Here is a 19,337-nt window from a genome sequence, read left to right on the forward strand (position 1 = left end):
TCCAGATGTCCACAGCCACCACGCCAACAATCCCGGAGCCACCGGTAACGGGCCGTCTTCCCGCCCTCGACGCGCTGCGAGCGATAGGCGCGGTGGCGGTCGTCGGTCACCACGTCGGCTTCCAGACCGCCGTCACCATGAACACCACGTGGGGCGGCTGGTTGGCGCGCCTAGACGTGGGCGTGGCGATCTTCTTCGTGCTCTCCGGCTTCCTGCTGTTCCGCCCGTGGGCGCTCACCGTCGCCACCGGACGCCCACGGCCCCGCGCCAAGCGGTACTTCTGGCGCCGGGCGCTGCGGATCCTGCCCGCGTACTGGCTGGCGGTGGTGGTCTGTTTCGTCGTCCTGCCCGGCAACCACCCGGTGTCGGCCGGTGACTGGCTGCGCCACCTCACGCTCACCCAGATCTACGGCCCGGGCCAGCTCCGCCACGGGCTCAGCCAGACCTGGAGCCTCGCCACCGAGGTCGTCTTCTACCTGCTCCTGCCGCTGCTCGCGGTGCTCGCCGTGGGCCGGACCTGGCGTCCCGTCCGCACCGTCCTGCTCGCCTCCTCCGGCGCGCTGCTGACCGTCGCGTGGGTCGCCATGATGGGCGCCGGCTGGCTCGACGGCGCGCTGCACACCATGTGGTTCCCCTCGTACGGCGCCTGGTTCGGCGGTGGCATGGCGCTGGCCGCGGCGCACGTGGCCCTGCGTACCGACACCGCGCCGGCCGCCTTCCGCGTGCTCGACGACCTCGCCTCGGCGCCGCTCGCCTGCTGGGGTGCCGCGGTCGCGGTGATGGCGATCGCGACGACGCCGATCGCCGGCCCGCGCGACCTGACCAGCCCGACCGCCGTCGAGTTCGGCACCAAGATGGCGCTCTACCTCCTGATCGCCGTCCTGATCACGATCCCGGTGGCGTTCGGCGGCCCGACCCGGGCGAAGGAGGTCTTCAGCACCGGGTCGGCGCGGTGGATGGGCCACGTGTCGTACGGGCTGTTCCTGTGGCACCCGCTGGTCATCGAGCTGATCTACCTGCTCGAGGACCGGCCGCTGTTCACCGGCGAGTTCGTCAACGTCTTCGCCCTGACCATGGTCTTCGGACTGATGTACGCCGCGGCCAGCTACTACGGCGTCGAGCGCCCTCTCCAGACGCTCGGCACGCAGAGCCGCCGCCGGCCGACCGGGCGCGGACCGGCGGCGGGGGCACCGGCCGTCCCGGCCACCACGCCGGGCGCCCCGGCCACCACGCCGGACGTCGCGGCACCCGCCTAGCGGTCACCAGCCGAACACCGAGCGTCATCCGACGACGCCCGGCGGCTCAACGCCGCCGCTCGGGGCATTGCCGGGCGCAGGCCCAGCCCTTAATGTGACGCGCACCGCTAAATTACTTGAGAGTAGGGTTCGCGTGGAGCGTCGCTTCGGCATGCCCGGACACGTGCTGTTCCTCAACTGGCGAGACACTCGCAACCCCGAGGGCGGCGGTTCCGAGGTGTACGTGGAACGGATCGCCGCCGAGCTGGTGGCGCGCGGATTCCGCGCCACCCTGTTCTGTGCCGCGCACCGTGAGGCTCCCGCCGACGAGGTCAACGACGAGGGCATCCGGTTCGTCCGTCGCGGCGGCCGGCACACCGTCTACCTCTGGGCCGCGCTCTGCTACCTGGCCGGGGCGTTCGGCCTCGGCCCGCTCGCCGCGCGCCGGGGCGGCCGGCCGGACATCCTCGTCGACGTCTGCAACGGCCTGCCGTTCCTCTCCCCGCTCTGGGCCCGGCGTCCGGTGGTCAAGCTGATCCACCACGTGCACCGCGAGCAGTGGCCGGTGGTCCTGCCGCAGTGGGCCGCCCGGTTCGGCTGGTGGGTCGAGTCGTCGCTGGCGGTACGTGTCTACCGGCGCTGCCGGTACGTCACCGTGTCCGAGGCGACCCGGCGCGAACTCGCCACCCTCGGCGTACCACCGGAGCAGGTCTCGGTGGTCTACAACGGCACGCCGGAGCTGCCCCGCACCGACGCCGGGCGCGCACCGTTCCCGCTGCTCGTGACGCTGAACCGGCTGGTGCCGCACAAGCGGGTGGAGGTGGCGCTGCGGGCGGTCGCGGCGCTCGCCGACGAGCTGCCCCAGCTCCGGCTGGTGGTGGCCGGTCAGGGCTGGTGGGAGTCGCACCTGCGCGAGGTCGCCGACGAGCTGGACATCACCGACCGGGTCGACTTCCGGGGCTTCGTGACGGAGGAGGAGAAGGCCGCGCTGCTCGCCTCGGCCTGGGTCGCCCTGACGCCGTCGCTCAAGGAGGGCTGGGGGCTGACGATCGTGGAGGCCGGCGCGGCGGGCACGCCGACAGTGGCGTTCCGGGAGGCGGGCGGCGTCGCGGAGGCGGTGGTCGACGGGCGCACCGGCCTGCTGGCCGACGACATCGACGACTACCTGGCGAAGGTGCGCGCGCTGCTGCACGACGACGAGATGCGTCAGGAGATGGGCGCTCAGGCCCGGCGGCACGCGGCGAACTTCACCTGGCCGGTGGCGGGGGAACGCTTCGCGACCCTGCTGGAGACCGCGGACTCGCCCCGCCGGGTGCAGCGGCGGGGCGACCCGTCCTACCTGTTGCCGTAGACCTCGGGGGCGTACGGGTCCTGCTTCCCGGCCCGCTTGGCCGCCTCCGAGGCGTTACGCGCCTCGGTTGCGGCCTCCTCCGCCGTGGCGGTCGCGGCGGCGGAGAGCCCGCCGAGGGCCAGGACCCCGAGCAACGCCGCCACCAGGCCGGACACGACAAGGGTTAGAGCTCTACGCATGCCATTCCTCCAGTGGTGAGACGTGCGAGCGGACGTTACCACGCAGTAGCTCGCCGGCGTAGGGTCGAAAAGGCGGCAGCCATGACCACCAGAACGGCAGTTCCGCACGCGAGCACGACAAGCCAGCGACCGGATCCGGCCCGCTGCGGCGAGCCCGACGCGGCCGGGTTCCGGTAGAGGCTCAGCGACTCCCCCTCGTACCGGAGGTCGAGACCGGCCAGGACGGCCGGATCCACTGTGCTCGGCGTACCGTGCTGCACCACCACCCAGCGCACGCCGGTGGCCGAGACCGGCCGTCCCTCGGCGAGCACCCGGCGTACCTCGCGCAGGCGCGGATTCTCGCCCGCCACCGCGACGTCGTCGACCACGAGCGTGTCGTCGGTGAGCACGGTTCCCGGCAGGTAGCGGGGCGCCGGGTCCAGCACCACCCGGCCCGGGTTCCACGGATAGGCCCGGTAGGTGGTCAGCGGCAGGGCGAGGATCTCACCCGGGTCGTCGGGCAGCCGCTCGGCGACCGCCTGCCAGTCCGCCGGGTAGCGCACCGGGCTGATCCGGCCGGCCCCGCCGAACGCCAGGTCCGGCATCGCGGCCAACGGCAGGAGCAGCAGCCCGGCCAGCACGATCCCGCCGACCTCCCGGTCGATCCGGGCCACCAGCCGCTCGGCGCCGAGCGCCGCGCACACCACCAGCACGAGGGCGTACGGCGCGAGGAACTTCTGCCCGTCGCGGAGCAGTCCCGCGCCCGGCACGTGCGCCACCGCCCAGCTCAGCGCCGTGTTCCCGCCGGGCAGCACGGCGAGGGCGGCCAGCAGGTACGCGCCGCCGGCCAGCACGCCCAGCCGTACCGCCGCGCCCGCCGGCAGCCGGCGCCGCAGCAGGCCGGCGCCGACCACGGCCAGGACCACGAGCACCAGGGTCGCCAGCGGGGCCGGCGTGCCGGACCGGCTGGACGGGGTGGCCTGCACGTTCCAGATGCCGCCGGTGCCCGCGAGCGCCACCAGCGGGCCGGCCCAGTTCTCGGCGCGCGCCGCGAACGCCGCCACACCCGCCGGGTCGGACGTGCCGCCCGCGCCGGTCACCAGGGCCGCCACGATCCACGGTGCGTTGAGCAGCGCGACACCGCCCACCGCGACCGCGGACAGCCGGAGCCGGGCCCGATCCGCCGCCAGCACCAGCACCGTCGCCAGGGCGATCAGGCCGCCGGTCGGGGTGATCGCGGCGGGCGCGGCGAGCAGCACCACCCGGGCGAGCGCGCCGTCGCGGCCCGCCCGCAGGTCCAGCGCCGCCCGCACCAGCCAGGGCAGTGCGGCGTACGCCAGCAGCAGCCCCCACTGCCCGATCAGCAGCCGCTCGGCCAGGTACGGCGTCCACGCGTACGCCACGGCGGCGACGAGTTGCACCGCACGCCGCTCGGTCGGCACCAGCCGTCCGGCGCCCACGGCGGCGAACAGGACCGCACCGGCCAGCGCCACCCGCTGCACCACCCAGCCCGGCACGAGCTGGGTCACCAGCGAGACCAGCGCGTCCATCGGCACCGCCCGGGGCAGGCTCTGCGCCGGGGCCACCAGATCCCAGCTCAGCGGCTGCCGGGGGACGAACACCATGTCGTACCGCAGCGCGTAGCCCGGCGCCGCGAGCGGGGCCAGGATCAACGCGGTGACGACGACCGCCACGAGGTACAGCGGCAGCGCCTCCCGCCACCGCCGGACCGCGGGGCCGCCGCCCTCGGCGGGACGTCCGGTCATTACGGCTTCGGCACCGCCCGGCCGATGGTGATCAGGTTGGTGCACAACCTGACTCCGGGCGTGTTCACGGTCAGCTCGACGGCGGACCCGGCACCCTCCACCATGAAGAACACGTCGTTCAGCCCGCTCTTGAGCGTGATCTCGCGGGTGGCGTCGCCGAGCTTGAACACCGCCGTCGAGTCACCGGAGCTGACGTAGCCGAAGTGCACCACGTACGGCCACTCGACCAGGTAGCCGTCCATCGGGATCCGGGTGGTCCGGCCACCCTCGGCCAGGTGCCCGCAGCCCTCCACGGTGCCGGGCGCGACCTTGCGTCCCTCGACCACCACCGGACGGATCCGGCCGTTCTCGTCGAACGTCGACGGCTTCTCGCTCATCGTCACGAACGTCGGCCGGCGCTCCGCCGGACGGAAGAAGTGGGACTGGAGGTTGTCCGGCCAGAAGTATCCGGCCACCACCCGGTCCGGCACGATCGTGTCGAAGAAGACGGTGCCCGGCGGAGCGGCGGCCAGCTCGGCCTGCGTGGTGGCCAGGTAGTCCCGCCCGTGCTTGGTGCTCCAGTTGTCGCCGAACCGCGCGGTGCTCCACAGCGTGCCCACGCCGATGGTCGCCAGCAGCACCACCATCGAGACCAGGCCGACGGCGAAGGCGCCCGGCTCCCGCAGCACAGTCGGCAGCGGCCACGCGGACACGTCGTCCTCGTCGTTGTCCTTCATCCCGAGCAGCGCCACCCCGACGCAGATCGCGGCCACCAGCACCACGTCCGCGACGTACCGGGGGACGACGCCGACCAGCGGCCCGAGCGGCCCGCCGAGCCGGGTCACCGCGAACAGCGCCGCGACCAGGCCGAGGTAGCAGGCGAGCAGCAGCCAGGCCCGCCCGGCGGACGGCCGCCGCCGCACGGTGACCACGATCAGCGCCGCGAGCACCGCCCAGGACAGCCACTTCGCGATGTCGTACGGGTCGGACAGCGGCGGCCCGTCACCGGCGTACGTCCAGCGCCACGGCCCGCCCAGCAGGCCCGGCACCACCGTGTCGCCGATCAGGTCGCCGAGGAAGGAGAAGACCTGCCCGACCGAGGTGGGCTCGTCCAGTCCCCGGGCCGGGCGGGTCAGGTAGTACGCCAGGTACGCCCCGGACAGCACGGTGAGCATCAGCCACGCCGGCCAGAACCGCACGACGGTGCTCACCAGGCTGCGCCACGCACGGCCCTTGGTGAACAGGAACGCGGTCAGCAGGAACAGCAGCGGCACGATGAGCAGCGCCTTGGTGTCGAAGAGCAGGCCGAACACCAGCCAGAACGCGACCAGGACGAGGTGCCGCCTACGGCCGGTGCGCACGTACCGGACCTGGGCCGCCACCGCGAGGACCAGGGCGAGTTGCGGCGGCAGAACGAGCAGCCCGACCAGCCACAGCGACGACACCTCGAGCGTCAGCGGGCTGAACAGGAACAGGCTCAGCGGGACCAGCAGCCCCCAGCCGGGCCGCAGCAGATCACGGAGCAGCCGGTAGAGGGCGATCCCCACCGCCGCCTGCCCGGCCGCCAGCAGCAGGATCCACGGCCAGCCGGCGAAACCGGCCGCCCGGACCATCAGCCACGCGACCGCCAGCCCGGCCGGCATGAGGTGGTTGTTGAACGTGCCCAGCAGGTAGTCCGGGTCCAGCCGGGTGTCGAGCACCTGCGCGGCGATGACGAACTCGTCCTGCGAGAACCAGCCACGGGCGGCCAGCCCGGCGCGCGACGCGACGGACACGACGATGAGGGCGATCGCGACCGCGCGGACGCGGTCGGCGGCAATCCAGCGACCGATCGGTCCGGGTCCGTCGTCCTCCGCGCCGACGGCTGCCGGATGCGTCTCGGCCGCTGCTTGTGGCATTGACATGGTCGGCAGCCTGCCACACGCTTACACGCCGTGGGGACGGCCGTTCTCCTGATAACGCCCTGCCGCGCCCCCAGGTCGCCACTGCGCGTCCGGTCCGGATAACGTCGCGCGACACGCGTCATGTTGCAGGTGCGCGTACGGCCGGCGGAGACGGGAGCCGAAAATGCGTGCGGACGGGACGACAACGTCGCCGACGGGGACGGACACCCCCGCCCGGGAGACCGGCCGTGCCCGGCAGACGGCGCGACGGTTCCGGCACCTGACGATCTGCCTCGCGCTCACCGCCCTCGCCTTCCAGCAGGCGCCCGGGCAGGTCGTACCGGACACGAAGGTCGACCTGAACGTCAATCCGGCGGGGTGGCTGCTGCGCTCGCTGCACCTGTGGGATCCCACCGGCACGTTCGGCCAGCTCCAGAACCAGGCGTACGGATATCTCTGGCCGATGGGCCCGTTCTTCCTGCTCGGGACGGAACTGGGCATCGCGCCGTGGATCGTCCAGCGGCTCTGGTGGGCGCTGCTGTTCTGCGTCGCGTACCTCGGTGTGGTGCGGCTGGCGGGCCGGCTCGGCATCGGCAGCCCCGCCGGCCGGATGATCGCCGGTGTCGCGTTCGCGCTGTCCCCGCGCATCCTGACCCAGCTCGGCTGGTCGTCGGTGGAGTCCTGGCCCAGCGCCGTCGCGCCGTGGGTGCTCATCCCGCTCGTGGGACTCGCCCGGGGCGCCCGGCTGCGCCGCGCGGTCGCCGGGTCGGCGGTCGCCGTCGCCTGCGCGGGCGGCGTCAACGCCACAGCCGTCGCCGCCGTGGTGCCGCTCGCCCTGCTCTGGCTCGCCACGCTCCGGCCGTTGCGCCGCCGCGTCACCGCCCTCGCGGCCTGGTGCGGCGCGGTCGCCCTGGCCACCGCGTGGTGGCTGATCCCGCTGCTGGTCCTCGGCCGGTACAGCCCGCCGTTCCTGGACTACATCGAGACCGCCCGCAACACCACCAGCGTCACCGACGCGGTGACGACGCTGCGCGGCGCCTCCTACTGGGTCGCGTACCTGGCGTCCCCGTTCGGCGCGAACATCCCGGCCGGCGCCCGGCTGGCCAACGACACGCTGCTCGTGATGGCCACCCTGGCGGTGGCCGCGCTCGGGGTGCTCGGCCTGTCCCGGCGCGGGATGCCGCACCGCCGGTTCCTCATCACCGGTCTGCTGCTCGGCGTCGCGCTCGTCGGTCTCGGGCACACCGGCGACCTGCCGAACATCCTCGCCGGGCCGCAGCAGCAGTTCCTCGACGGCATCGGCGCCCCGCTGCGCAACGTGCACAAGTTCGACGTGCTGCTGCGCCTGCCGCTGGCGCTCGGCCTGGCGCACCTGGTCAGCCTCGCCGTACGCGCGGCCCGGACCGCGCCCGAGCAGCGCCGTGGCCGCGCCACGGCCCGGGCCTGGCTCACCGCCGGCACCGCGATGGTCGCGGTCGCAGGCGTCGCCTCACCGGCGCTCGCCGGTGGCCTGGCCACGCCGGGCGCGGTGAAGGACGTGCCGGGCTACTGGCACGAGGCCACCGACTGGCTGGACGCGAACACCGGACGCGGGCGCGTGCTCGTCGTCCCCGGCGCGCGCTTCCCCGTGTACGACTGGGGCAGCACCACCGACGAGATCGCCCAGCCGCTGCTGGACAGCCGGTGGGCGGTCCGCAACGCCATCCCGTTCACCCCGCCCGCCACGATCCGGCTGCTGGACGCGATCGAGTCGACGCTCGCCACCGGCGCCGGTTCGGCGGGCCTGGCCGACCTGCTCGCCCGCTCCGGGATCAGCCACGTCCTGTTCCGCGCCGACCTCGACCACGGCCGCTCGGACACGGCCCGCCCCGCGGTCGTCCGGCAGGCGCTGGAACGCTCGCCCGGCCTGACCCGCGTGGTGTCCTTCGGCCCGGTGCGCGGCGGCTCCGACGCCCCTGACGAGTTCCGCGACCAGGGCCTGGACGTGCCCGGGCGGGCGCTTGAGGTGTACCGGGTGGACCGCGCCGTCCAGCCGGTGGTCGCGTACGACCGCGACGACGTGACCACCGTCGTCGGCGGTCCCGAGTCGCTGCTCGACCTGGCCGCCTCGGGCCAGCTCGGCGCCGCGCCCACGATCCTGGCCGGCGACGCGAAGGCCGGTGAGACCACCGGGCGGGTCGTGATGACCGACGGGCTGCGGAGGCGCGACGTCTCGTTCGGCCGGCTGCGCGACAACTCCTCCCAGACGCTCACCGCCGACGACACCTTCGCGGTGTCCGCGCCCGCGCACGACTACCTGCCCGACTGGGGGCCGGAGTGGTCGACCGTCGCGCGCTTCGAGGGCATCAGCGGGATCCGCGCCTCCACCGCCCGCTCCCAGATCGACGCGACCGGCGGCACCCGGCCCGAATACCAGCCGTACGCGGCGATGGACGGGAACACCGCCACATCCTGGCGGTCGGCGCCGCACTCACGCAGCGACAGGCAGTGGATCGAGGTGAACCTGGCGAACCCGACCCGGGTCACCCGGGTGGAGGTCTGGTTCGACCTGAAGGCCGACGCCCTGCCCACCACAGTCACCGTGACCGCCGGATACGAGAGCCGCACCGTCGAGCAGTTCGGTGACCACATGGTCTTCGAGCTGCCCGGCGTGCACGCCACACGCAAGGTCGAGGTATCAGTGGACGCCGCGTTCGACCTGCGCCCGTTCGGCGACAAGACGGTCGGCATCACCGAGATCAAGATCCCAGGTGTCCAGACCAGCCGGACCCTCCAGCTGCCCGCCGCCCCCGCCACCGACCAGCCCGCAGGCGTGGTCGTGTCGGCGGCCCCGTCCACGCCCGCCTGCTTCACCGTCGACGGCCGCCCCCGCTGCTCCACCGACGCGATCCGCGGCTCGGAGGACGCCTCCACCATCGACCGCACCTTCACACTGCCGGTGGCCGGGACGTACGACGCGAAGCTGTGGGCGCGGCCGACCCCCGGCCCGGAGCTGAACGCCGCTCTGGACAAGCTGGTCGCCGACGCCCAGCCGTTGCGCCTCGCGCCGCAGGTCACCGCGTCCTCGACGGCGGTGCCCGACCCGGCCGGCCGGCCCGGCGCGGTCCTCGACGGAAACCCCGCCACGAGCTGGTCACCGGCGCTCAACGACGAGGCGCCGATCCTGCGCCTCACCTGGCTCGAACCGCAGGTCATCAGCCGGATCCGGTTCACCGTCGAGGAGGGGACCGCCGCCACCCGGATCGGCAGCGTCCGCGTGGTCGGCAACGACGGGTTCCGCAGCAACCTGCTCACCAACGACGGCGTGCTCACGCTCGACCCGCCGATGCGGACCGACTCGATCACCATCCAGTTCCTCGACAAGCCGTCCGCCACCAGCACCGACCCGTACGGCCTGCGGCTGCCCGAGCCGCTGCCCATCGCTGTCGGCGAGGTGACGGTGCTGCCCCTCGGCACCACTGTCGCACCCCGCCCGGAGACGCCGCTGAAGCTGGCCTGCGGCTCCGGCCCGACGCTCCAGGTCGGCTCGTCCCGGATCACCACCACGCTCACCGGCACCGTCCGCGACCTGCTGGAGCTGCGCGAGATGCCAGTCACCGCCTGCGGCCGGACCACGCCCAAGCAGCTCGACCTGGGTAGCGGCGAGCACCGCCTCGTCACCACCGCGAGCACGCTCGCCACCGCCACCCGCGTCGCGCTGACGCCACGGACCGCGACGCCCGCCGCGGAGGCCACCGCCGGCGACATCGAGGTGGGTTCCTGGTCGGCCACCGAGCGGCGGGTACGGGTGTCCGAGCACTCCGTCGACCGGGTGCTCGCGGTGCGGGAGAACACCAACACCGGCTGGCAGGCGACCATCGGCGGCACGACGCTCACCCCGCTCGTGGTGGACGGCTGGCAGCAGGGCTGGATCCTGCCCGCCGGTGTCTCCGGGGACGTGGTGCTGCGCTTCACGCCGGACACCCCGTACCGGATGGGTCTGCTGCTCGGCGGCGTCCTGCTGGCGGTGGTGGTGCTGCTCGCGGTGCTGCCCGATCGCCGGCCCGCCGGGGATCGCGCGGTCGTCGTCGCACCGGCGGCCCGGCGACGGCTCACCCGCTCGCTGCCGCTGCTCGCAGTCGGCGCCGCCGCGCTCGTGCTCCACAGCGGTCTGCTCGGCGCCCTGCTGGTCGCAGCGGGCTTCATGCTCGCCGTACCCGGGCCGCGTCGCCTGCCGTGGACCAGTGACCCCCGGCGGGTCAGGAGGATCGCCCGGGCGGCCGAGACGTGGCTCCCCGGCGCGCTGGTGGCGCTGGCCGGGTGGGTCCATCTGGAATCGGGCGACCGGCACACCGACGTGCTGCCGCAACTCCTGACGGTCGCCGCCCTGGGCGCGCTCTGGCTCTCCACGACCGCCCGCCGGCGGCCCGTACGCCGGACCAGGCCCACCTCGGCGGCGGCCCCGGCCGTGCCGGCCCCCCGGACGCCGGAGCCGGCCACGCAGCCGACGCCCGTCCCCGCCCTCGCCGCCGCGGCCGTCGCCGCTCCCGCCGCCCTCGCCGGTCCAGGCACGGGTCCGGGCCGATGGCCGGACCTCGACGTCGAGCCGGGTCCGGACCGAGACGCGGACCGCGATACCGAGCCGGGCCCGAGCCTGGGGCCGGACCGCGACGAGCCGGCCACGGACCGGGACGCGGGCCGAGGGCCGGACGGCGAGGCCGAGCCGGATACGAACCTGGACGGTCGCGCCGAGCCCGACTCGGACGGGCGGCCGGCACCGGACGTCGCGCCGGGGCCGGAGGACGGCCCGGCGTCCCGCGTCTCGGAGATCACGTGAGCGAGGGCCGGCCGGGCCCGCAGCCGGCGGACGGCCGGAGGACCGGGCTGGGAGCGGCGGGCGTCGCCGTCACGCTCGCCGGTGTGCTGGTCAACGGCCTGGCCTACCTGGTGCCGGTACTCGCCGCCCGGAAGCTCGACGCGGACGACCTCGGCGCGCTCGCCACCGCCCTCGGCCTCGTGGCCATCGCCGGTGTGCCGGGGCTCGGCCTGCAACTCGCGGTCGCCGTGCACCACGCCCGGCACGGCCCGTCCGACACCCGGCGGCTCACCGTGCTGACCGCCGCCCTCTGCGCGGGGGCGCTGCTGGTGGCGACGCCGGTGCTCGTCGCCGCGCTGGACCTGCCGGCGGTGGTACCGGCGCTGCTGGCCGTCACCACGGCCTCGGTGGTGCTCTCGTCGCGCTCGCTCGGCGAACTGCAGGGCGGTCAGCGCTTCCTGCGGCTCGCCGCCGCGATGGCGCTGCTGGCCGCCGCGCGCTACGGCGGGGTGATCGTGGGGCTGCTGCTCGGCGCGGGCCTGACCGGCGCGCTCGCGATCGGTGCGCTCACCGCCGCGCTGGCGCCACCGGCGCTGGCCTGGCTCACCGGTACGCCCCGGCGTCCCTCGGCCGCCCCGCGCCTGACCGTCGCCCAGGTGACCGCCGGGTGCGGGGCGACGCTGGCGATGCTCGTCGTCTCCTACGCCGATCTGCTCCTGGCCCGGCAACTGCTGCCGCCGTCGGGTTCCGGGGCGTACTCGGTGGGGACCGTCCTGACCAAGGGCGCGCTCTGGGCGCCGCAGGTCGCCGCCGTCCTCGCCCTGCCACGCCTGGCCCGCGGGGACCGCCGCAGCCGCACGGTCGCGCTCGCGGTGACGGGTGCCTGCGGCCTGGTCCTGGTGGGCGCGTCGGCAGTCGCCGGCGGGCTGGCCTTCCGGCTCGTCGGCGGACCCGACTACACGGCGCTCGGCCGGTACGCGCCGCTGTTCGCCGCCGTCGGCGCGCTCTACGCGGTGACGTTCGTTCTGCTCAACGACCGTCTCGCCGGAGGCGTCAGGTGGCCGGCAGCACCGCTGTGGCTGGGCACCGGCGCGCTGGTGACCGTTGCCGCGATCGTGCGTCCGCGTACCGTCGGCGGTCTCGTCGTCGCGGCGCTCGCCACGGCCGTGGTCACGACACTGCTGATGGCCGTGCCGGCGACTCGGCGCCCAGCCAGTCACCCAGCAACAGGTGATCGATCGAGTCCACCCGGCCCAGCGACCGACCGGACGCGATCCGCTCCCGCAGCTCCGCCCGGGTGAACCAGCGCGCCTCCAGCAGCTCCACCCCGTCGACGCGGACCTGCTCGGAGGTGGCGACGGCCCGGAAACCCACCATCAGGCCAGCCGGGAACGGCCACGCCTGCGACCCCTGGTAGGTCACGTCGGTGACTGTCACCCCCGCCTCCTCCGCCAGCTCCCGGCGGACCGCGTCCTCCAGGCTCTCACCGACCTCGACGAAGCCGGCGAGCGTCGAATACGCCCCCTCGGCCGCGCCCGCGTGCCGGGCCAGCAAGCAGCGCCCCGGCGGGCCGGGTGCCTCGACGAGCACGATGACAGGCTGGCTCGATCCGGGGGAACAGCAGCCGCCCGCACTCCGCGTCCGCGCAGGTCCGGACGTGTCCGCCGCCACCGGCCACCGCCGCCGCGCCGCACGCGCCGCAGTATCGCTGCTGCCGGTGCCACAGCAGCAACCCCCGGGCGTACGCCTGGACGGCCGCCCCGGCCGGGTCGAGCCGGCCGGCCAGCGCCCGCAGGTCGGCCGCCCGCGTCGCGGCGGCCGCCTCCACAGCGGCCCGCTCGCCCAGCGCGGACAAATCGACGGCGAACACCGCGGCGTCCCCGTCGACCCCGAGGAAGACGGTCTCGCCCGCCGCGGCCCGGACGGTCGACGCCCGCTCACCGGTGAGCCGGACCGGGCCGTCCCCGTCGACCAGGCAGCGGTCCCGCCACAGCGGCAGCACGACGCTCGCCGGGTCGGTCAGCCGCTCGGCCAGCCAGTCCGCGTCGGCGCGCCGCGCCGCCGCCCGGTCCAGCCATCCGCCGCCGTACGCCGGCACCCGATCCTGTGTCCGCACCAGCTCACCGTGCCACGATCCGCACCGCGGCACCGCCCCGAAACGGGTGATCGGTGCGACACCGGCGGTCAACCGACACGACCGCCGGACCGGACACTCCCGGCGGGCCCGAGCGTTGGTTACCGTAGGTGTCTCCCGCGGGGGAAGCGGTCCCCGCGTGTACTTCCGATCGAGGTTGCAGTGACGATGTACGGCGAGAAGATGCCGGCTGCCGACGACCGTCCCACCATCAAGGTGGCGGCGGTGAGCTGGCCCGGCGTCGAGATGGAGCCGGTCGCCACACCACCCGGGGGCGGCGCGGCCAAGCCGACACGCTCGCGACGGGCCCGGCTGCTGCTGGCCGGAGGGATCGTCGCGGCCGTGCTCGCCGGCGGCGTCGGCCTGGGCGCCTACGCGTACGCCGGTGACGTGCCCCGCGGCACCACGGTGCTCGGCACCGAGCTGGGCGGGCGGAGCCGCGCGGAGGCGGCCCAGGCGCTCCGCGCCGAGCTGGAACGCCGGGCCGACAAGTTGGACGCCCCGCTCGCGGTCGCAGTCGGTGAGAACAAGGCCGAGCTGAAGCCGTCCGAGGTGGGGCTCGCCATCGACGTGGACGCGACGGTGGCGGCGGCTGCCGAGGCCGACGCGCACGCGGTGAGCCGGCTCGTCGGCTCCCGGGCGGTCGAGCCGGTGGTGACCGTCGACCAGGCCAAGCTTGGGGCGGCCCTGCGCAAGGTGATGGGCGCGCAGGGGCGTGAGATGACCATGCCGGCGATCATCTGGACCGGGACCACACCGAAGCCGGTCTACCCGAAGCCGGCGCTGACGATCGACACCGATGGCGCCACCTCGGTGGTGAAGGCCGGCTGGCTGGCCGCCGAGCCGGTCACCGTGCCGCTCGTCGAGAAGTGGCCGGCCACCACCCGCGAGGAGGTGGACCGGCTCGTCGCCGAGCTGGCCCGGCCCGCGGTGGCCGCACCGGTCACGCTCACCACCGACGGCGGCTCGGTCACCGTCCCGCCCGCCGCCATCGCCCGGTCGCTGCGCTTCTCCGCCGACGACGCCGGCACGCTCACCCCGAAGGTCGACGTCAAGCGGCTGCGTACCGCACTGGGGGACCGGCTGACGAAGCTCGAGGTCGAGCCGCGGGACGCCGGACTGACCATCAGCGGCGGCAAGCCGAAGGTGCTGCCCAGCAAGCCCGGACGCCAGGTCGACGCCGCCGCGCTCGGCCCGGCGCTGCTCGCGGTGCTGCCGAAGACCGAGGGCCGTACGGTGACCGCCGAGCTGAAGCCGGCCGCCCCCGAGCTGACCGAGGCGGAGCTGGCGAAGCTCGGCATCAAGGAGCGGGTGTCGACGTTCACCACCCAATTCACCGGCGGCCTCTCGTCGCCGCGCAGCCAGAACATCGTCCGTGCGGCGAAGGACGTGGACGGCGCGCTGGTGAAGCCGGGCGAGACGTTCTCGCTCAACGGGCACACCGGCGAACGCGGCTACGACCAGGGATACAAGGACGCGCCGACGATCGTTGGCGGAAAGCTGGTGCCGGGCGTCGGCGGCGGTGTCTCCCAGTTCACCACCACGCTGTTCAACGCCACCTACTACGCCGGGCTGGAGGACGTCGAGCACAAGCCGCACTCGTTCTACTTCAGCCGATACCCGGCGGTGATCGAGTCCACCATCTACTGGCCTCAGCTCGACTTCAAGTTCCGCAACAACACGCCGTACGGCGTCCTGATCGACACGTCGTACACGTCCAACTCGATCACCGTCTCGATCTGGAGCACCAAGATCTACGACAGCGTGAAGACCGAGTACGGCCCGCGCCGCAACATCACCCAGCCGAAGACGGTCTACCTGACGCCGGGTCCGACCTGCATCGCCGCCGCTGGCGCTGTCGGGTTCGCCCAGGACGCGTTCCGGGTCATCAAGAAGGACGGCAAGGTGTTCAAGCGGGAGAAGTTCAGCTGGCGCTACGACGCCGAGCCGCGGTTCATCTGCGCCCCGAAGCCGGGCGACGACTGATCCACGAGACGCAGAAAGGCCCCGCCGGACGTATCCGGCGGGGCCTTTCCCATGATTCTCACGGCCGTGCCGCGGCCAGCCCTTCGCGTACGCCGTCGGCGTCCCGGTCGGTGCCGTAGACGGGCGTGTCCGGCTGCTGCCGCCAGCTCTCGTCCAGGGTGCCCGCGTCGACCGGGTCGAAGCCCAGCTCGTCCACCAGCCCCATCACGATCCGCTTGGCGTCCGCGTCGTCACCGGCCACCGGCAGCGCGATCCGGCCCGCCGTACCCGCCGGCTTGCCCTCGTCCATCAGGTGCGCGGCCTGGATGTTGTTGAAGACCTTCACCACCCGGGCGCCCTTGAGGTGATCGGCGGTCCAGCGGCTGGAGCTGAGACTGCGGTCCAGCAGCTCGGGGATGTCCCCGTCCCGCTGGGGGTAGTAGTTGTCGGCGTCGACCACCAGCTTGCCGTCGAAGAGCGCCGCGGGGAGCTGCGGCACCGCCTTCAGCGGGATCGCGATGACCACCAGCTCGGCGCCCTGCACGGCCTCCTCCACCGACACCGCCCGGGCGCCGGTCTCGGCGGCGAGGTCGGTCAGGCTCTGCGGCCCGCGGGAGTTGGCCACCGCGACGTCGTGACCGAGTGAACGCAGACGACGGGTGAGGGTGCCCCCGATGTGCCCCGACCCGATGATTCCGATCTCCATGCCCACTCCTGTACCCCGTGCGGTCGGACCCGATCACGGTCCCGGCGTACGACACGTCACGTTTCGCGCCGCCCAGCCGGCGGGCGATCGTGCGTCGACGGTCCCGGCTCGACGGTACGAGACCGAGGCGGTCCGTCGTGGTGTTTTCCGGGGGGCAACGCAATTCAGGGCCACCCCGGTTGGGGGTGGCCCTGAATTGGAAGATTGTCCGGCGGTGTCCTACTCTCCCACACCCTCCCGAGTGCAGTACCATCGGCGCTGGAGGGCTTAGCTTCCGGGTTCGGAATGTGACCGGGCGTTTCCCCTCCGCCATGACCGCCGTAACTCTATGAACATGTCAACCAACCCAACAACATGGGTGGTGGTTTGTTCAGAGTTGCACAGTGGACGCGTAGCAGCTTAGTAGTCAAGTCCTCGGCCTATTAGTACCGGTCAACTGAACCCGTTACCGGGCTTACATTTCCGGCCTATCAACCCAGTCGTCTAGCTGGGGGCCTTACCCCACAAATGTGGGTGGGATACCTCATCTTGAAGCGAGCTTCCCGCTTAGATGCTTTCAGCGGTTATCCCTTCCGAACGTAGCTAACCAGCCGTGCCCCTGGCGGGACAACTGGCACACCAGAGGTTCGTCCGTCCCGGTCCTCTCGTACTAGGGACAGCCCTTCTCAAGTATCCTACGCGCACGGCGGATAGGGACCGAACTGTCTCACGACGTTCTAAACCCAGCTCGCGTACCGCTTTAATGGGCGAACAGCCCAACCCTTGGGACCTGCTACAGCCCCAGGATGCGACGAGCCGACATCGAGGTGCCAAACCATCCCGTCGATATGGACTCTTGGGGAAGATCAGCCTGTTATCCCCGGGGTACCTTTTATCCGTTGAGCGACACCGCTTCCACATGCCAGTGCCGGATCACTAGTCCCGACTTTCGTCCCTGCTCGACCTGTCAGTCTCACAGTCAAGCTCCCTTGTGCACTTGCACTCAACACCTGATTGCCAACCAGGCTGAGGGAACCTTTGGGCGCCTCCGTTACCCTTTAGGAGGCAACCGCCCCAGTTAAACTACCCACCAGACACTGTCCCTGAACCGGATAACGGTCCGAAGTTAGATACCCAAATCAACCAGAGTGGTATTTCAAGATTGCCTCCACCCATACTGGCGTATGGACTTCACCGGCTCCCACCTATCCTACACAAGCTAATTCAGATACCAATGTCAAGCTATAGTAAAGGTCCCGGGGTCTTTCCGTCCTGCCGCGCGTAACGAGCATCTTTACTCGTAATGCAATTTCGCCGGGCCTGTGGTTGAGACAGTGGGGAAGTCGTTACGCCATTCGTGCAGGTCGGAACTTACCCGACAAGGAATTTCGCTACCTTAGGATGGTTATAGTTACCACCGCCGTTTACTGGCGCTTAAGTTCTCCGCTTCGCTCGTGAGAGCTAACAGGTCCCCTTAACGTTCCAGCACCGGGCAGGCGTCAGTCCATATACATCGAATTACTTCTTCGCATGGACCTGTGTTTTTAGTAAACAGTCGCTTCCCCCTGCTCTCTGCGGCCATACAACGCTCCACCCGCGCGGGGCTTCACGTCTCCGGCCCCCCTTCTCCCTAAGTTACGGGGGCAATTTGCCGAGTTCCTTAACCACAGTTCGCCCGATCGCCTCGGTATTCTCTACCTGACCACCTGTGTCGGTTTGGGGTACGGGCCGCTAAGAACTCGCTAGAGGCTTTTCTCGGCAGCATAGGATCACTGACTTCACCTGAATCGGCTCGGCATCACGTCTCAGCCTATATGCGCCGCGGATTTGCCTACGGCACGGCCTACACGCTTACCCCGGCACAACCACCGGCCGGGCTCAGCTACCTTCCTGCGTCACCCCATCGCTTGACTACTACCCGCCAGGTTCCCACGCTCCCCACCATTGGTCCGAAGACCGCCGGCAGTTCGGGTGGTTAGCACAACGAGGTTCGTCAGGGTCGCTCTTTCGCGGGTACGGGAATATCAACCCGTTGTCCATCGACTACGCCTCTCGGCCTCGCCTTAGGTCCCGACTCACCCAGGGCGGATTAGCCTGGCCCTGGAACCCTTGGTCATCCGGCGGAAGGGTTTCTCACCCTTCTTTCGCTACTCATGCCTGCATTCTCACTCGTGCCGCGTCCACAACTGGGTCACCCCGCTGCTTCACCCCCGGCACGACGCTCCCCTACCCATCCACACACCTGCATACCCCATCAAGGAGGCACGAAGTTAAAATGTGAATGCCACAGCTTCGGCGGTGTGCTTGAGCCCCGCTACATTGTCGGCGCGGAACCACTTGACCAGTGAGCTATTACGCACTCTTTAAAGGGTGGCTGCTTCTAAGCCAACCTCCTGGTTGTCTATGCGACCCCACATCCTTTTCCACTTAGCACACGCTTAGGGGCCTTAGCTGGTGATCTGGGCTGTTTCCCTCTCGACTACGAAGCTTATCCCCCGCAGTCTCACTGCCGCGCTCTCACTTACCGGCATTCGGAGTTTGGCTGATTTCGGTAAGCTTGTGGGCCCCCTAGACCATCCAGTGCTCTACCTCCGGCAAGAAACACGCGACGCTGCACCTAAATGCATTTCGGGGAGAACCAGCTATCACGGAGTTTGATTGGCCTTTCACCCCTAACCACAGGTCATCCCCCAACTTTTCAACGTTGGTGGGTTCGGCCCTCCACGCGGTCTTACCCGCGCTTCAGCCTGCCCATGGCTAGATCACTCCGCTTCGGGTCTAGAGCATGCGACTAAAAACGCCCTATTCAGACTCGCTTTCGCTACGGCTCCCCCACACGGGTTAACCTCGCCACATGCCACTAACTCGCAGGCTCATTCTTCAAAAGGCACGCCGTCACCCCGCAAGGCTCCGACGGATTGTAGGCGAACGGTTTCAGGTACTATTTCACTCCCCTCCCGGGGTACTTTTCACCATTCCCTCACGGTACTTGTCCGCTATCGGTCACCAGGAAGTATTTAGGCTTACCAGGTGGTCCTGGCAGATTCACGGCAGATTTCAGGAGTCCGCCGCTACTCGGGAACACCCACAGAAGACCAGCAGCTTTCACCTACCGGACTATCACCGTCTACGGTCAGCCATTCCAGACTGTTCGACTAGCCACTGGCTTTGTAACTTCTCCAACAGATGTCAGTCTGTTGAGCAGGGTCCCACAACCCCGACCACGCAACCCCTGACAGGTATCACACGCCGCCGGTTTAGCCTCAATCCGCTTTCGCTCGCCACTACTCACGGAATCACTATTTGTTTTCTCTTCCTACGGGTACTGAGATGTTTCACTTCCCCGCGTTCCCCCCACACACCCTATGTGTTCAGGTGCGGGTGAC

At 71.3% G+C, this 19,337-nt stretch carries 10 protein-coding genes, 2 rRNA genes and 1 pseudogene (1 of these 13 running past the window's edge); 5 read left to right on the forward strand and 8 right to left on the reverse strand.

The features are described 5' to 3' along the window. The first annotated feature begins 5 nt into the window (after window positions 1-5). Both MICAU_RS29805 and MICAU_RS29810 read left to right on the forward strand, forming a co-directional pair. The gene (locus MICAU_RS29805) at window positions 6-1,256 is read left to right on the forward strand and encodes an acyltransferase family protein (protein WP_013289074.1); all 1,251 of its coding nucleotides are present in this window, start codon (window positions 6-8) and stop codon (window positions 1,254-1,256) included. 151 nt (window positions 1,257-1,407) lie between these two features. Continuing rightward, window positions 1,408-2,586 carry a glycosyltransferase family 4 protein gene (locus tag MICAU_RS29810; RefSeq protein WP_085983664.1) on the forward strand — a complete coding sequence of 393 codons (1,179 nt, stop codon included), beginning with the start codon at window positions 1,408-1,410 and terminating at the stop codon, window positions 2,584-2,586. On the opposite strand, the gene MICAU_RS29815 is transcribed toward MICAU_RS29810, so the two are convergent. Genes MICAU_RS29815 through MICAU_RS29825 form a run of 3 tightly spaced genes read right to left on the reverse strand, consistent with a single transcriptional unit; the run spans window position 2,571 to window position 6,387 of the window. After that, a complete protein-coding gene (locus MICAU_RS29815; protein WP_013289076.1) occupies window positions 2,571-2,765 on the reverse strand; it encodes a hypothetical protein in 195 nt (64 codons plus the stop codon). The genes MICAU_RS29810 and MICAU_RS29815 overlap by 16 nt on opposite strands. 35 nt (window positions 2,766-2,800) lie before the next feature. Then, window positions 2,801-4,510 (reverse strand): MmpA family trehalose lipid delivery protein, encoded by a 1,710-nt coding sequence (locus tag MICAU_RS29820; protein ID WP_013289077.1) that lies wholly within the window; start codon window positions 4,508-4,510, stop codon window positions 2,801-2,803. Further along, the gene (locus MICAU_RS29825) at window positions 4,510-6,387 is read right to left on the reverse strand and encodes a hypothetical protein (protein ID WP_374539165.1); all 1,878 of its coding nucleotides are present in this window, start codon (window positions 6,385-6,387) and stop codon (window positions 4,510-4,512) included. Before MICAU_RS29825 ends, MICAU_RS29820 begins: the two co-directional genes overlap by 1 nt. A 169-nt stretch (window positions 6,388-6,556) precedes the next feature. Here MICAU_RS29825 and MICAU_RS29830 point away from each other — a divergent pair, with 169 nt between their 5' ends. Together MICAU_RS29830 and MICAU_RS33325 are read left to right on the forward strand one after the other, a co-directional pair. After that, on the forward strand, window positions 6,557-11,188 hold the full coding sequence (locus tag MICAU_RS29830; protein ID WP_013289079.1) for an alpha-(1->3)-arabinofuranosyltransferase: 4,632 nt from the start codon (window positions 6,557-6,559) through the stop codon (window positions 11,186-11,188). Next, window positions 11,185-12,468: a lipopolysaccharide biosynthesis protein gene (locus MICAU_RS33325; protein WP_013289080.1), complete on the forward strand. Its 1,284-nt coding sequence runs from the start codon at window positions 11,185-11,187 to the stop codon at window positions 12,466-12,468. Before MICAU_RS29830 ends, MICAU_RS33325 begins: the two co-directional genes overlap by 4 nt. 31 nt (window positions 12,469-12,499) lie before the next feature. On the opposite strand, the pseudogene MICAU_RS33725 reads toward MICAU_RS33325, so the two are convergent. Together MICAU_RS33725 and MICAU_RS32150 are read right to left on the reverse strand one after the other, a co-directional pair. Beyond that, window positions 12,500-12,757: pseudogene (locus tag MICAU_RS33725) on the reverse strand (NUDIX domain-containing protein); the annotation flags it as partial. After that, on the reverse strand, window positions 12,651-13,283 hold the full coding sequence (locus MICAU_RS32150) for an NUDIX-like domain-containing protein (RefSeq protein ID WP_425311435.1): 633 nt from the start codon (window positions 13,281-13,283) through the stop codon (window positions 12,651-12,653). The gene MICAU_RS32150 and the pseudogene MICAU_RS33725, both read right to left, overlap by 107 nt. A 186-nt stretch (window positions 13,284-13,469) precedes the next feature. Here MICAU_RS32150 and MICAU_RS29840 point away from each other — a divergent pair, with 186 nt between their 5' ends. Next, a complete protein-coding gene (locus MICAU_RS29840; RefSeq protein WP_030274941.1) occupies window positions 13,470-15,287 on the forward strand; it encodes a VanW family protein in 1,818 nt (605 codons plus the stop codon). A 58-nt stretch (window positions 15,288-15,345) separates the two neighbouring features. On the opposite strand, the gene MICAU_RS29845 is transcribed toward MICAU_RS29840, so the two are convergent. The 3 genes from MICAU_RS29845 to MICAU_RS29855 all read right to left on the reverse strand — a co-directional run. Continuing rightward, window positions 15,346-15,972, reverse strand: coding sequence for an NADPH-dependent F420 reductase (locus tag MICAU_RS29845; protein WP_013289082.1), 627 nt, complete (start codon window positions 15,970-15,972; stop codon window positions 15,346-15,348). A gap of 206 nt (window positions 15,973-16,178) precedes the next feature. Then, window positions 16,179-16,295: ribosomal RNA gene (rrf, locus tag MICAU_RS29850) — 5S ribosomal RNA — on the reverse strand. Between the two features lie 79 nt (window positions 16,296-16,374). Then, window positions 16,375-19,337: ribosomal RNA gene (locus MICAU_RS29855) — 23S ribosomal RNA — on the reverse strand; it runs 147 nt beyond the window's last position.

Source organism: Micromonospora aurantiaca ATCC 27029 (assembly GCF_000145235.1).
Lineage (GTDB): Bacteria > Actinomycetota > Actinomycetes > Mycobacteriales > Micromonosporaceae > Micromonospora > Micromonospora aurantiaca.

Bases quoted from the DNA above. Each gene is read 5' to 3' on its own strand.
- MICAU_RS29805 (WP_013289074.1), top strand. From the start codon at position 6: ATGTCCACAGCCACCACGCCAACAATCCCGGAGCCACCGGTAACGGGC.
- MICAU_RS29815 (WP_013289076.1), bottom strand. From the start codon at position 2,765: ATGCGTAGAGCTCTAACCCTTGTCGTGTCCGGCCTGGTGGCGGCGTTG.
- MICAU_RS29810 (WP_085983664.1), top strand. From the start codon at position 1,408: ATGCCCGGACACGTGCTGTTCCTCAACTGGCGAGACACTCGCAACCCC.
- MICAU_RS29840 (WP_030274941.1), top strand. From the start codon at position 13,470: ATGTACGGCGAGAAGATGCCGGCTGCCGACGACCGTCCCACCATCAAG.
- MICAU_RS29820 (WP_013289077.1), bottom strand. From the start codon at position 4,510: ATGACCGGACGTCCCGCCGAGGGCGGCGGCCCCGCGGTCCGGCGGTGG.
- MICAU_RS29830 (WP_013289079.1), top strand. From the start codon at position 6,557: ATGCGTGCGGACGGGACGACAACGTCGCCGACGGGGACGGACACCCCC.
- MICAU_RS29845 (WP_013289082.1), bottom strand. From the start codon at position 15,972: ATGGAGATCGGAATCATCGGGTCGGGGCACATCGGGGGCACCCTCACC.
- MICAU_RS29825 (WP_374539165.1), bottom strand. From the start codon at position 6,387: ATGCCACAAGCAGCGGCCGAGACGCATCCGGCAGCCGTCGGCGCGGAG.